This is a genomic window from Arthrobacter bambusae (genome assembly GCF_030812595.1).
In the GTDB taxonomy this organism is placed as follows: Bacteria; Actinomycetota; Actinomycetes; order Actinomycetales; family Micrococcaceae; genus Arthrobacter; species Arthrobacter bambusae_B.
Genome location: NZ_JAUSSZ010000012.1, coordinates 44368 through 58240, shown reverse-complemented (window position 1 = coordinate 58240; position 13873 = coordinate 44368). Strand labels below are relative to the sequence as shown.

The window sequence follows — 13873 nt, the reverse complement described above, 5'->3', positions numbered from 1 at the left end:
CCCACCTGAAAAAGAGAGCTAAAGAGGTCACCGGTGACTAGCACCAAGCCAGTAGTACTCCTCGCTGAGGAACTTTCGCCCGCCACGATCGAGGCCCTTGGTCCGGACTTCGAGATCCGCCAAACCGACGGCGCGGACCGCTCCCAGCTGCTCTCCGCAATCGTCGACGTCGACGCCATCCTCGTGCGTTCAGCCACCCAGGTGGACGCCGAGGCGATTGCCGCAGCCAAGAACCTCAAGATCATCGCGCGTGCCGGCGTAGGCCTGGACAACGTGGACATCAAGGCCGCCACGCAGGCCGGCGTCATGGTGGTCAACGCCCCGACGTCGAACATCGTCTCCGCGGCCGAGCTGACGGTCGGCCACATCCTCAGCCTCGCCCGCCACATCCCGCAGGCCAGTTCCGCCCTGAAAGGCGGCGAGTGGAAGCGCTCCAAGTACACGGGCATCGAGCTCTTCGAGAAAAAGATCGGCATCATCGGACTCGGGCGCATCGGAGCGCTCGTGGCTGCCCGCCTGCAAGGCTTCGAGACCGAGATCCTCGCCTACGACCCCTACATCACCTCGGCACGCGCGGCGCAACTTGGCGTCAGGCTCGTCACCCTGGACGAACTGCTGGAGAAGTCGGACTTCATCACCATCCACATGCCGAAAACCCCGGAAACGGTCGGCATGCTGGGCGCCGATGCCTTCAAGAAGATGAAGGAAACGGCCTACGTGGTCAATGTTGCCCGTGGCGGCCTGATCGACGAAGAAGCCCTCCACGAGGCCTTGGAAGACGGCCAGATCGCGGGTGCCGGCATCGATGTCTTCGTCAAGGAGCCGAGCACCGACCTTCCGTTCTTCGGCATGGACAACGTCATCGTGACGCCCCACCTGGGTGCCTCCACCGATGAAGCCCAGGAAAAAGCCGGCGTCTCCGTGGCGAAGTCCGTTCGCCTCGCCCTCGCCGGCGAACTCGTCCCGGATGCCGTCAACGTCGCCGGTGGCGTCATTGCCTCCGACGTTCGCCCCGGAATCCCGCTGATCGAGAAGCTTGGCCGGATCTTCACTGCCTTGACCCATGCATCCCTGACGCAGATCGACGTCGAGGTGGCCGGCGAAATCTCCAGCCTGGACGTGAAGGTCCTCGAGCTTGCAGCGCTCAAGGGCGTGTTCGCCGACGTCGTGACCGAGCAGGTCTCCTACGTCAACGCGCCCGTCATCGCCGAGCAGCGCGGCATCAACACCCGGCTGATCACGACGGCGGAAGCCGAGGACTACCGCAACGTCCTGACCATCCGCGGTGCACTCAGCGACGGCTCGCAGATCTCCGTTGCCGGAACACTCACGGGACCCAAGCAGGTCCAGAAGCTTGTGGGCGTCAACGGTTACGACGTCGAAATCCCGATCAGCGAGCACCTGGTGGTCGTTTCGTACGCGGACCGTCCCGGGGTCATTGGCACCATCGGCCACATCCTGGGCATGAACAACATCAACATCGGTGGCATGCAGGTGGCCCGCCAGAGCGAAGGCGGCCAGGTCCTGGCGCTGCTCACGATCGACACTTCGGTCCCGCAGCAGGTCCTTGAAGCCATAAAGGCCGGCATCGGCGCCGACATGGTTCGGGAAGTGGATCTGGAGGACTAGCATCCCCAGCGCGTGAACCGGAAAACTGTGCCCCAGTTCACATCGGACGCATAATATTGGCCGGTCTGCCTACAATGGCTTGGTCCGAAATTCGGAACCGGCGGCAGGCCGGCCAATGACTTTTGCACGCACCCGGTGGATCCCTCTTGCCTTGGCATGGGTCCAGGGAAAGCAGTGTGCACACCCGCAATCCAGGACTCAGGGAGCCCTATGAACGCCGTCCAGAGGTTCATCAGAAGCCGTGTGCTTTTGCTGACCGCGGCCATTTTGATCGTCGCCATGTGTTTGTCCGTATTCATCCAGAGCCAATCGCAGGCCGCGTTGAACCGGACAGTGGATGAGAACTCACGCGGCCTGTACGACATCCTGGTCCAGGCCAAGTCCCCCAATACCAAGGACGGCGGGGCGCTCCTCCAGCCGGACATCGCGAACGGCCAGGGCGGCATCAGCTTCCCGCAACTTGAGAAGATCCGCGGACTGAGCGGCACGGCAGTCGCGGCGCCCATCAGCCTCGTTTCCCGGGTGACGCAGAACCTGGAAACCCCGCGGCTCGACGCCATGGATTACCTTGGCTACAACGCGGGCCTGGCTGGCGGAGCCACGGCGGGAGATCCGACCGGAACGGACTCCAAGAGCTGGCCGGCCCCGGAGTCGGTGCTTTCCGCGCAGCCCAAGAAATACCGCCTGACCGCCACTGCCGTGAGCTCGGACGGAGTGTCCCAGCAGACCCTCTTCCAGACCAGTGCTGAAGGCACGCTCGGCAAGGGCCAGGTCGTAGAACAGCAGACTCCCGGGGGCAAGAGCATCCGCATCGCCGGCCCGGCAGGTGAGACCGGGATCAAGTTCCCTGCTCCTGCCGGCGGCTCGGAACACAACCTCTTCAACCTTTCGGTGGCGCTGCCCATGGCCCCACAGGTCACTGAATCGGTCGTCGCCGTCGATCCGACCGCGGAGCGCGCCCTCCTGGGCTCGGCCGGAGATTTCCTCGCGCCCCTTCAAAAGGCGCCCCCGGCCGATACCCGCAACGCCGGCGCGATCGGCCGCTACTTCGAACAACTGTTCGCGAAGAGCCCTACGCAGCAGGAACTCGAACAGGGCCCGGATTTCATGGGCGTCAACCTCAAATATTGGGCACCCCTCATGACCCAGTACCAGCAGGCAAAGCTGTCCGGCCAGATCACGGATGCCTCGCAGGCCATTCCATTGATCGTCCGGCAGGGAACCTCACTGGACCTGAAGTATTCGGTCAAGATCCAGGAAATCGATGATTCGGGCAAGGTCATCAATGACGTCGGCACCGTCTCGCGTTCCTTGGACAAGGACTACTTGCCCTTCGTGTCAAAGTCACCGTTCGCCCTGGAATGGCCCGGATCCACGGACCACAGCCAGTTGCTCGGCAACACGGGCAACTTCAGCCAAGGCCTGTACCAACCTGCCCAGTGGAGCACGGACTTCGCCGCAGCACCCAAGTACAAGGACGGCGAAACCGCCGCGAATGGAGCCGTCGGCAAGTCCGCGACCCCGGGGGACTGGGTTACCGTCAACAAGCTGCCCGAGAAGTCGGCCTTCGGCGCGATGGTGGACCAGAGCCAGCGCAAGCCTGTCGATGAGCGCTCGTACCGGGAGAACCTTTCCACGGGATCGAAGCCCGCTACTCCGCTGCCGATGGTCTACGGGACGTTTGACCCGGCCCAGATCCAGAAAGCAGCAGGCGACGTCAACAAGCTTCCCCTCGGCGGCTACGACCCGGCCCCGATGACCCTCCAGAAGGACGCTTCCGGCAATGACGTCGCAGCGAAAGGCCTCAAGCCTTCGTTGAGCGCCACGGGCTTGGTCAGCCAGTCCGCCGGTGCGATCACCGACTACTATGGCCTTGCCGCCGCGCGCGGTTACGATTCCAACGCAAACGTGATCGATGCCATCCGGGTCCGTGCCAGTGCGCCTGGTAACTGGAAGGAAGCCCAGCCGGAGGTCGACAAGCTCGCGGCCCAGATCCGCGACATGGGCCTCGAAGCCACCGTGGTGGCCGGCTCCGCGCGTGAAGACGCCAATATCTTCGTGCCGGGATACTCCAAGGACGACGCCGGCAAGGAATCCGCGCTGGGCACCGTGCAGCAGTCGTGGGTTCGCCAGGATGCGGCCGACGCCGTTTCCGGCTCCCTGACAGGCACCAACATCACCCTCCTCTTCCTGACGCTGTGCGGGGCAACTCTCCTGACCGGTGCTTCGACAGTCAGCTACATCCGACAGCGACGCAGCGAGGCCGGGATCCTCCGCGCCATGGGCTGGACCCAAAGAAAGATCCGCAGCTGGGTCCTCGAGGAGTTCGGCATCGGCGCGGCGATCGTTGCCGTAGCAGGGATCGCGCTGAGCCTTCTGAGCTGGAACCTGGCTACAGTCATTGTTTCCGCGTCCGTGCTGTTCATTTACTGCGCCGCTGCCTTCATTGCGGCCCAGCAATTGCGGCACCGGGACGTCGTGGACCAGGAACCGCAACACGATGAACGCCTGATCGCGGTGGATTCGCCGCTGACGTTTGCATACCGCCAACTGGTCACCCACCGCTTCAGCTCGGTGGCGCTGGCCGTCGCAGTGGGCGTGTTCGGCGCGGCCGTGGGTGCCCTGATCGCGTTGCTCATTGACATCCCGCGCGCAGCAGGATCCAGTGCCCTGAGCGGGCTTGCCTCCGCTACTATTGCGCTGCCGAGCGTCATCCTTGCAGTCGGCGGGGTGCTCGTCAGCCTTGTGCTGACCTTGGTCACAGGGCGGTTCGAGCTTCAGGCGAGGCGCGAGCAGCTCGGCACGCTGCGGGCCATGGGCTGGAACCCGGACATGCTGGGCCAGGTCCGGTTCTTCGAAAATGCCTTGGTGGGAGCCGCGGCCTTGATCCTGGGCGTCCTGGGGGCGCTGGGCCTAGGCCTGCTCCTTGCTCCCTATGCCGCACTTTGGGCCGCCTTGGCCGGGGTGCTGGCCGTAATTTGCTGGATTCCCATTGCAACGAAAGTGGTCAAATGACTGACAATCTCAAACCCGATCTGACCGCGACCACGGAATCCACCGACGAGTCGTTCCAGACCCGTGCCAACACCATTGTGCGGGCTACGGATCACGGCATGCCCCTGCAGTTGAGCAACATCACCATCCGCTACGGCGGCGACAAGGGAGGCGCCGAGCCGGTCACCGTCGTCGAGGACTTCAACCTGAGCTTGCACGCCGGTGAGATGCACTGCGTCGCCGGGCGGAGCGGCTCAGGCAAGACCAGCATTTTGACCGTGGGAGCGGGACTCACGCTTCCGACGTCGGGCCGTGTCCTCTGGGAAGGCGACTCCCTCGAGAAAATGGGCGACGACGAGATCGCCGACCGCCGCCGCGCCCTCATCGGCTACGTGGACCAGGGCGGCGCCTTGATCGACGGCATGAGCGCTCTGGAGAACGTGCTGTTGCCGGCCGTTCCCGACGGCGAGGTGGAGCAGCGCACCGAAATGGCCAAGGACTTGCTGGACTTGGTGGGCCTGGGCCGGCGGATGCGCCATCGTCCGGCGCAGCTCTCCGGCGGTGAGCGCCAGCGTGTCGCGATCGCCCGGGCGCTGATCCTGGGCACCCGGGTCCTGGTGGTGGACGAGCCGACAGCCAGCCTGGACCGTGCCTCGGCAAACCGCATCATCAGCATCCTGAAGGACACCACCAATGACGGGATCGCCGTGCTGGTGGCGTCGCACGACCACGAGCTTGTCAGGCTCAGCGATACGCTGACCGAATTGAACTAGTAACCGATGCCCTCCGGACCGGCCGTCACATGCGGCCGGTCCGGTCTTCCATCTCCAAGAGAAGGTAACTTCGTAGAGTGACGTCTCCAGATAAACCCCCGTTCTACATCACCACCGCCATCACCTACCCGAACGGCGAGCCGCATATCGGGCATGCCTACGAGTACATCGCCACCGATGCGATGGCCAGGTTCAAGCGCCTCGATGGCTACGACGTGATGTTCCTGACCGGGACGGACGAGCACGGCATGAAGATTGCCCAGGCTGCGGACAAGGAAGGCATCACGCCCAAGGAACTCGTGGACCGGAATGCCGACATCTACAAGGCAGCCCACGCTGCTTTGGGCATCTCCTACGACCGCTTCATCCGAACCACGGACGCTGACCACTACGCGGCTTCCCAGGCCATCTGGAAGAAGATGGAAGCCAAGGGGGACATTTACCTGTCCAAGTACGAGGGCTGGTACTCGGTACGCGATGAGGCGTACTACACCGAGGACGAGACCGTACTGAAGGACGACGGCGTCCGCTACTCCCTCGGTACAGACACCGAAGTGACCTGGACCGCCGAGGAGAGCTACTTCTTCCGCTTGTCCGCCTACCAGGACAGGTTGCTGGCGCTGTACGAGGAGCAGCCTGAATTCGGCGCGCCCCAGTACCGCTTCAACGAGGTCATCAGCTTCGTCAAGCAGGGCCTGCAGGACCTGTCCATCAGCCGGACGACATTCGACTGGGGCGTTCCGGTGCCGGGGAACGACAAGCACGTCATGTACGTGTGGGTTGACGCCCTGACGAATTACCTGACGGGGGTAGGCTACCCGGATGCCGAATCGGAGGCGTTCCGTAAGTTCTGGCCCGCGGACGTCCACGTCATTGGCAAGGACATTTCCCGTTTCCATGCGATTTTCTGGCCCGCCTTCCTGATGAGCGCCGGCCTGGAACTGCCGAAGCGCATCATGATCCATGGCTTCCTGACCAACAATGGCGTCAAGATGTCCAAGTCCCTCGGCAACGTGGTGGCGCCCAAGGACTTCGTGGAGCAGTACGGCCTGGACCAAGTGCGATTCTTCTTCCTCCGCGAAGTGCCCTTCGGTGCCGACGGCAGCTACAACCACGAGGCGATCGTAGGCCGAATGAACGCCGACCTCGCCAACAACTTCGGCAACCTGGCCCAGCGTTCGCTGTCCATGGTGGCCAAGAACTGTGAAGGCAAGGTGCCGGTACCCGGCGATTTCTCGGCCGCGGACTCCGCGCTGCTGGCCCAGGCCGGCGGACTGCTGGACGTGGCACGCGCCGCTTTCGAGAAGCAGGAATTCAGCCGTGCCCTCGAAGCGATCTGGGCTGTATTGGGCGACACCAATGCGTACTTCGCCGAGCAGGCCCCGTGGGTTCTCCGCAAGACCGACATCGAGCGCATGAACACGGTCCTGTACGTCACGCTGGAAGTTGTCCGGATCGTGGCGATCCTTGTCCAGCCGGTCATGCCGACGTCGGCCGCCAAACTGCTTGAGGTGCTGGGACAGCCGGAAGGCGAGGCCCGCCAGTTCGCCGCCATCGCTGCGCCGATCGTCCCCGGCACCGAGCTTCCGGCCCCGGCCCCGGTCTTCCCGCGTTACGAGGAGCCCGCCGAGTCCTAGGCGCCCGCTCACCTAAGTCGCGCTTTAGGCGGACGCCCGGTCACTTATGTCGTGTTTCGGGCGGATGCCCGGTCACCTAAGTCGCGCTTTAGGCGGACGCCCGGTCGCATATCTGGTGCCTGACGCAAACGCTCCTTCAGATCCGCTCGGCCAGCCGCGCGGATCTGAAGGAGCGTCCGTCGTTTCCCACTCATATGTGAGCGGGGATCGACGGAAAATGCCCTATATGTGAGTGTGAGGGTCGGCGGGGGAGTGCTGGGCATCTCGATTGGTGAGACGATTTTGACCAGAATGTGGATGGATTGGCAGTCTGAAAACATGAGCGCAACGCAAACCGCCGCAACGATCAACCTGGCTGTCATTCCCGGCGACGGTATCGGCCCCGAAGTCATTGCCGAAGCCCTCAAGGTCCTGGACAAGGTTGTCGCCGAAGAAGGCGTCACCTTGGAGCAGACCGAGTACAAGCTCGGAGCCCAGCACTGGCTGGAGACCGGTGAGACCCTCCCGGACGAGGTCTTGGCCGATCTGCGCACCCGCGACGCCATCCTGTTCGGCGCCGTCGGCGCGGCCCCGGGGGACACCCGCATTCCTTCCGGCATCATCGAACGCGAAATGCTGCTCAAGCTCCGCTTCAGCCTCGACCACTTCGTGAACCTGCGCCCGTCGCGGCTCTATGGCACGGTGGGCAGCCCGCTGGCCAATCCCGGCAGCATCGACTTCATCGTGGTCCGCGAAGGAACCGAGGGTCCGTACGTCGGCAACGGGGGCACGCTGCGCGGAGGGACCCCCCATGAGGTGGCCACAGAGGTGTCGCTCAACACTGCCCACGGAGTCGAGCGGGTTGTCCGGGACGCCTTCCGCCGTGCCAGCGAGCGTCCTCGCAAGCATGTCACCCTGGTCCACAAACACAACGTCCTGGTCTTCGCAGGCCACTTGTGGAAGCGCACCGTCGAGGCCGTGGCCAAGGAATTCCCCGAGGTCACACACGACTACCTGCACATCGACGCTGCGACCATCTTCATGGTCACCGACCCCTCCCGCTTTGACGTGATTGTCACCGACAACCTCTTCGGAGACATCATCACCGACCTTGCCGCGGCCATCACCGGCGGAATCGGACTGGCGGCCTCGGGCAATATCAACATGGACCGCACGGCGCCCTCAATGTTCGAACCCGTCCACGGCTCCGCCCCGGATATCGCAGGCCAGCAGAAAGCGGACCCGACCGCCGCCATCCTGTCGGCCGCCCTGTTGCTGGACCACCTCGGCTACACCGCCGCCGCGCGCAGGATCGAAGCCGCCGTCGTCGCCGACATCGAAGGCCGCACTGGCGAGAGCCGCAGCACCGCGGCCATCGGCGACGCCATCGCGGCCGCACTTTAGCCCCTGTGCTGGCACTTTAGGCCCCGTACCCGGGCGTAAGCTTTACTTGGATTATTTACCTGCTGCCGTGGTCCGTCGCTGAACCATATCCTCCACGAGATGGTTCGCTCTGCCTGGTAGCCGACTGGAGGAAACATGACTCAGACTGCCCACGGCGTCGAATTCAGCCAGCAGCTCTCGGAGACCCCGAAGTCTGCTGAGGAGCGTGCAGCGATCCTGGCAAACCCGGGATTTGGCGACTACTTCACCGACAACACCGTTATTGTCGACTACAGCGTTGACTCCGAGGGCAAGGGCGGTTGGCACAATGCCCGTGTCGAGGCCTACGGACCTATCTCACTGGACCCGTCCGCGGCAGTTCTGCACTACGGCCAGGAGATCTTCGAAGGCCTCAAAGCGTACCGCCACGCTGACGGCTCCGTTTGGACCTTCCGCCCGGAGGCCAACGCCGCCCGCCTGAACAAGTCGGCCCGCCGCTTGGCACTCCCGGAACTGCCGGAGGAATACTTCCTCGGCGCCATCCGCGAACTCGTGCAAGCTGACAAGGAATGGGTTCCGTCCGGAGACGGCGAATCCCTGTACTTGCGTCCGTTCATGATCGCCACGGAGGCGTTCCTGGGTGTCCGCGCAGCGCGCGAGGTGTCTTTCAGGGTGATCGCATCCCCGGCCGGCAACTACTTCGGCGGCGAACTCAAGCCGGTATCCATCTGGATCTCGCGGGAGTATGCCCGGGCAGGCCGTGGCGGCACTGGTGCGGCCAAGTGCGGCGGAAACTACGCGGCTTCGCTGATCGCGCAGATGGAGGCCGAGGAAAATGGCTGCAAGCAGGTCCTTTTCCTGGATCAGTTCAACGACGACGCCGTCGAGGAACTGGGCGGCATGAACGTCTTCTTCGTCATGAAGGACGGCTCGCTCGCCACTCCCGCGCTCACCGGAACCATCCTCGAAGGCGTGACCCGCTCCTCCATCATCCAACTGGCCAAGGACATGGGCCGCGAGGTCTCCGAGCGCAAGATCACACTCGCTGAATGGCGCGACGGCGTGGCATCCGGCGAAATCGCGGAGGTTTTCGCTTGCGGAACCGCGGCAGTCATCACCCCCATCGGGGTCCTCAAGGACAAGACCGAGTTCATTGGCTCCGAGGACGCCAAGGCAGGCGAAACCACCATGGCCATCCGCCAGCAGTTGCTCGGCATCCAGACCGGAGCGGTCGAGGACAAGCACGGCTGGCTCACCCGCCTGGCCTAGGGTCCAACAGGGCGCCCGACGGCGGCCTCCCACTGCGGTGGGCGGGTCGCCGTCGTCGTTAAACGCGGTTCGTTAAAACGCGGTCGGGGGTGTTTCCGGGGCGGTCCTTTACTGGATCCGGGCTTCGATGAGTGCTTCCATCTTGGCCTTCAGGTACTGCTGGCCCGCGGCCGACGGGTGGTCGCCGTCAGGACCGATGAGGTCCGCGGCATCGTCCATGATCCAGCCGAGATCGATCGGATCCACGAACTCGGCACCGGCCTTCAGGGCAGCGGCCTTGTCCTGGTCCCGGATGTTGAGCCTTTCCGCCTCGGGTGTGCCCGTGTACGACGGCGGGCCGACCACCACTATCTGGGCGTGGGGAGCGCGGAGCTTGACTGAGGCAAATGCCCGTGCGGCCGCAGCCTCGGTTTCTCCGGGGCTGGTTCCCATGTCATTTTCGGAACCAAAGAACAAAGCCAAACGGGTCCCGTCGGTTACTGCTGTGTCCACTTGCGAACCGAAGGTCGATCCGTTGTTGCCAACACTGACATAGCCGCTGCCATCCTGCGCGGCGTTGACGATTCGCGCTTGGAACCTTTGAAAGCCGGGGTCGTTCTCCACCAAGTTGGGCCAGGCATCGGCGGGGGAGGTGCCGTGTCCCGTGCTGAGGGAGTCTCCTATGATCACCACGGTGGGCGTGGGCGTGGCCGCGCCGGGCCGGGGGCCGGTGTCCCAGGAACAGGCATTGAGGACGGCAAGGACGCAAAGGCAGGCGGTGGCGATCGCCGTCGACCGCCAAGGAGGCCTGTTTCCCATCCTGCGACTCCCCAGCAACTCGACCCCCTCCTCCGCAACTCTCCACACGTCCGTTCCGGTTCCTGGCACCATGCTACGTCGTGCGCCGCGCAGGCCTTTTGGCAACGGGCTCCCCGTTCCCGGGTCCCGCCCGTGGGGTGTGCCAAGATGGAGAAGTGAATACGGTCAGTGACGCCTCGTTCCAGGACAGCAGTCCCCTCACCCGCTCGCGGCTGGCGCCCAACCCGGGTCCGATGAGCCTCGACGGCACAAACTCCTACGTCATTGCCGCTCCGGACTCCGCAGGGGTCGTCGTGGTCGATCCCGGACCGCTCGACGAATCACACCTCGCTTCCTTGGCCGCTGCGGGAACGGTGGAGCTCGTTCTCGTCACGCATCGCCACAAGGACCACTCCGAGGCGTCTGCGCGCTTCCACGAACTCACTGGCGCGCCCGTCCGCGCGGCGGATCCGGAGCACTGCCACGGAGGTGAACCGTTGCGCGGCGGCGAGGTCATCCGGGCTGCAGGCGTGGAGATCCGTGTGCTGGCCACACCGGGCCATACCTCGGACTCAGTCTGCTTCCACTTGCCCGACGACGGACCGGATGGCTCCGTGCTGACGGGCGATACCATCCTGGGACGCGGCACCACAGTCCTGGACTATCCCGACGGAAGGTTGGGGGACTACCTTTCCAGCCTCGACACGCTCGAAGGGCTTGGGCCGGCAACGCTATTGCCCGCGCACGGACCGGTCCTGCCTGCTGTAGACGCCGTGTGCCGCGAATACCGGGCGCACAGGGAGATGCGCTTGAATCAGATCCGTGAAGCCTTGGCGCGGCTCGGGGCCCAAGCCGAGGTCGAGGCCGTCACCGACGCGGTGTACCCCGACGTCGATCCCTCCGTGCGGTGGGCAGCCGAAACTTCGGTAGCGGCGCAATTGGACTTTTTGCGCAGCTAGCAGACACCTCCCGCAGCGCGCAGAGTGGCCGCCCGCGGACGGTACGCTAGAAACCATGCGTATCGCCCGGTTTGTTGTTGATTCTGATCCCGTCTACGGCGTCGTCGAAGGTGAGCCAGGCAGTGAGGTCATCACTGTCATCCACGGCGACCCCTTCTTCAACGGCGTCGAGCGGACCTCGGTCCGTCACAAGCTCGAAGACGTGCGCCTCCTGGCACCGATCATTCCGCGCAGCAAGGTGATCGGCGTCGGACGCAACTTTGCCGAGCATGCCCGCGAACTGGGCAACGAGGTCCCGCAGCATCCGCTCCTCTTCCTGAAGCCGAACACCGCCGTCGTCGGTCCCGGCGACCCCATCGTGTTGCCGGAGTTCTCGGAGGAAGTCTCCTTTGAAGCCGAACTCTGCGTGGTGATCGGCCGCATCTGCAAAGACGTGCCCGAGGACCGCGTGGACGACGTCATTTTCGGGTACACCTGCGGAAACGACCTCACGGCACGTGACGTCCAAAAAACCGACCTGCAGTGGGCGCGTGCCAAGGGCTTTGACACCTCCGCCCCGCTCGGTCCCTGGATCGAGACGGAACTGGACCCCGAGGACCTGGCCATCAAGGGCTGGCTCAATGGTGAACTCCGCCAGGACGGCAGCACCAACCAGATGATTCGCAGCGTGCGGGAACTGGTATCGATCGTGTCGCAGGCCTTCACCCTCCTTCCGGGTGATGTCATCATGACCGGGACTCCGGCCGGCGTCGGCCTGGTCCAGGAAGGCGACCGCTACGAGATCGAGATCGAAGGCATCGGCCGCTTGTCCAACCCGGTAGTCCGGCGCTAGGCAACCAACGCGGCACGTCCGACGGCGGCACCCGCACCTTTGGCGGGCGGCCGCCGTCGCGCGTCAAGGCGGGAAGTCGGGCCATTTCCACGCGGTAAAGTTGGAACCACTATGACTACTGTTGCTGCGTCGAACTCCTCCTCTTCGTCTTCGATCCCCGCCGTGAACGCCGAAACCCCGGTCCGCGTCCGGTTCTGCCCCTCGCCCACGGGAACTCCGCACGTTGGGCTGATCCGTACGGCCCTGTTCAACTGGGCCTATGCGCGGCACACCGGCGGCAAACTGATCTTCCGGATCGAGGACACCGACACGGCCCGCGACAGCGAGGAAAGCTACCACCAATTGCTCGACGCCCTGAAGTGGCTCGGCATTGACTGGGACGAGGGCGTCGAGGTTGGCGGCCCGCACGAACCGTACCGCCAGTCGCAGCGCAGCGACATCTACCAGGACGTCATCGCCAAGCTCAAAGCCGGCGGTCACATCTACGAGTCGTACTCGACTCCCGAGGAGATCGAAGCACGGCACCGCGCCGCTGGCCGGGATCCAAAGCTTGGCTACGACGGCTTTGACCGCCACGTCACCGAGGAGCAGCTCGCCCAGTACAAGGCCGAGGGCCGCAATGCCGTCTTGCGCCTGCGTATGCCGGACGAAGACCTGACCTTCAACGACCTTGTGCGCGGGGAGATCACGTTCAAAGCGGGATCCGTGCCCGACTTCGCTGTGGTGCGTGCCAACGGAGCCCCGCTGTACACGCTGGTGAACCCCGTCGACGACGCACTCATGGGTATCACCCACGTCCTCCGCGGTGAAGACCTGCTCAGCTCCACCCCGCGGCAGATCGCCCTCTACCGCGCCCTCTACGCCATCGGCGTGGCCGAGTACATGCCGGAGTTCGGCCACCTTCCCTACGTCATGGGGCAGGGCAACAAGAAGCTTTCCAAGCGCGACCCGGAATCCAGCCTGTTCCTGCACCGTGAGCGCGGCTTCATTCGGGAAGGATTGCTCAACTATCTGTCCCTCCTGGGCTGGTCCCTGAGCGCCGACGAGGACATCTTTACCGTGGAGCAGCTCGTAGCAAACTTCGACATCCACGATGTCCTGGGCAACCCGGCGCGCTTTGATATCAAGAAGGCCGAGGCCATCAACGGCACCCACGTGCGGATGCTCACCCCGGAGGATTTCCGTCAGCGGCTCGTGCCGTACCTGCGTGCCGCAGGGTTCGTGGGGGAGATCCTGACTCCGCGCCAGGAAGAGATCCTTGCCGAGGCCGCACCGCTGGTCCAGGAGAGGATCACGCTGCTGGGCGAGGCTCCGGAGATGCTCGCCTTCCTGTTCAAGAACGACGACGAGATCGACATCGCGGACGACGCACGCAAGGGACTCCCTGAGAACCTGGCCGAGGTTTTGGACGCCGCGCTGGCTGCGCTGGAACCCCTCGAGGACTGGACGGCAGAGAGCATCCAGACAGCGCTCAAGCAGGCCTTGGTGGAAGATCTTGGCATTAAGCCGCGCCTTGCGTTCGGACCCGTGCGCACGGCAATTTCCGGTCGCCGAATCTCTCCGCCGCTGTTCGAATCGATGGTCATCCTGGGTAAGGATTCCTCGCTCGCGCGCCTGCGCTCGTTCCGCGGCTAGCTCCAG

The 13873-nt window shown here is 64.2% G+C and carries 10 protein-coding genes; 9 read left to right on the top strand and 1 reads right to left on the bottom strand.

Features of this window, described 5'->3' with window-relative positions; translation table 11 throughout:
* Nucleotides 1-33: 33 nt before the first annotated feature.
* The 6 genes from serA (at nt 34) to J2S96_RS15590 (ending at nt 9664) form a co-directional block, all read left to right on the top strand.
* Nucleotides 34-1629, top strand: a complete 1596-nt coding sequence (gene serA / locus J2S96_RS15615) for a phosphoglycerate dehydrogenase (RefSeq protein WP_306865458.1) — start codon at nt 34-36, stop codon at nt 1627-1629.
* 210 nt (nt 1630-1839) lie between these two features.
* Nucleotides 1840-4644 (top strand): ABC transporter permease, encoded by a 2805-nt coding sequence (locus tag J2S96_RS15610; protein WP_306865456.1) that lies wholly within the window; start codon nt 1840-1842, stop codon nt 4642-4644.
* Nucleotides 4641-5396: an ABC transporter ATP-binding protein gene (locus J2S96_RS15605; RefSeq protein WP_306865454.1), complete on the top strand. Its 756-nt coding sequence runs from the start codon at nt 4641-4643 to the stop codon at nt 5394-5396. Before J2S96_RS15610 ends, J2S96_RS15605 begins: the two co-directional genes overlap by 4 nt.
* A gap of 77 nt (nt 5397-5473) precedes the next feature.
* The gene (metG, locus tag J2S96_RS15600; RefSeq protein ID WP_306865453.1) at nt 5474-7033 is read left to right on the top strand and encodes a methionine--tRNA ligase; all 1560 of its coding nucleotides are present in this window, start codon (nt 5474-5476) and stop codon (nt 7031-7033) included.
* Between the two features lie 318 nt (nt 7034-7351).
* Nucleotides 7352-8416: a 3-isopropylmalate dehydrogenase gene (locus J2S96_RS15595; protein ID WP_370873135.1), complete on the top strand. Its 1065-nt coding sequence runs from the start codon at nt 7352-7354 to the stop codon at nt 8414-8416.
* A gap of 135 nt (nt 8417-8551) precedes the next feature.
* A complete protein-coding gene (locus J2S96_RS15590) occupies nt 8552-9664 on the top strand; it encodes a branched-chain amino acid aminotransferase (RefSeq protein ID WP_306865450.1) in 1113 nt (370 codons plus the stop codon).
* A 108-nt stretch (nt 9665-9772) separates the two neighbouring features.
* Here J2S96_RS15590 and J2S96_RS15585 read toward each other — a convergent pair whose 3' ends face one another.
* On the bottom strand, nt 9773-10462 hold the full coding sequence (locus J2S96_RS15585) for an SGNH/GDSL hydrolase family protein (protein ID WP_306865449.1): 690 nt from the start codon (nt 10460-10462) through the stop codon (nt 9773-9775).
* Nucleotides 10463-10617: 155 nt separating this feature from the next.
* Here J2S96_RS15585 and J2S96_RS15580 point away from each other — a divergent pair, with 155 nt between their 5' ends.
* The 3 genes from J2S96_RS15580 to gltX all read left to right on the top strand — a co-directional run bounded on the left by J2S96_RS15580 (nt 10618) and on the right by gltX (nt 13867).
* Nucleotides 10618-11400, top strand: a complete 783-nt coding sequence (locus J2S96_RS15580; protein WP_306865446.1) for an MBL fold metallo-hydrolase — start codon at nt 10618-10620, stop codon at nt 11398-11400.
* 55 nt (nt 11401-11455) lie between these two features.
* Entirely contained in the window at nt 11456-12232 is a 777-nt protein-coding gene (locus J2S96_RS15575) for a fumarylacetoacetate hydrolase family protein (protein WP_306865444.1), read from the top strand.
* Between the two features lie 111 nt (nt 12233-12343).
* Nucleotides 12344-13867, top strand: coding sequence for a glutamate--tRNA ligase (gene gltX, locus J2S96_RS15570; RefSeq protein WP_306865441.1), 1524 nt, complete (start codon nt 12344-12346; stop codon nt 13865-13867).
* Nucleotides 13868-13873 lie beyond the last annotated feature (6 nt).

What these genes read in the sequence shown, in the direction of transcription:
- J2S96_RS15590 (WP_306865450.1), top strand. Translation starts at nt 8,552, where the DNA reads ATGACTCAGACTGCCCACGGCGTCGAATTCAGCCAGCAGCTCTCGGAG.
- J2S96_RS15575 (WP_306865444.1), top strand. Translation starts at nt 11,456, where the DNA reads ATGCGTATCGCCCGGTTTGTTGTTGATTCTGATCCCGTCTACGGCGTC.
- J2S96_RS15610 (WP_306865456.1), top strand. Translation starts at nt 1,840, where the DNA reads ATGAACGCCGTCCAGAGGTTCATCAGAAGCCGTGTGCTTTTGCTGACC.
- gltX (WP_306865441.1), top strand. Translation starts at nt 12,344, where the DNA reads ATGACTACTGTTGCTGCGTCGAACTCCTCCTCTTCGTCTTCGATCCCC.
- J2S96_RS15605 (WP_306865454.1), top strand. Translation starts at nt 4,641, where the DNA reads ATGACTGACAATCTCAAACCCGATCTGACCGCGACCACGGAATCCACC.
- J2S96_RS15585 (WP_306865449.1), bottom strand. Translation starts at nt 10,462, where the DNA reads ATGGGAAACAGGCCTCCTTGGCGGTCGACGGCGATCGCCACCGCCTGC.
- J2S96_RS15595 (WP_370873135.1), top strand. Translation starts at nt 7,352, where the DNA reads ATGAGCGCAACGCAAACCGCCGCAACGATCAACCTGGCTGTCATTCCC.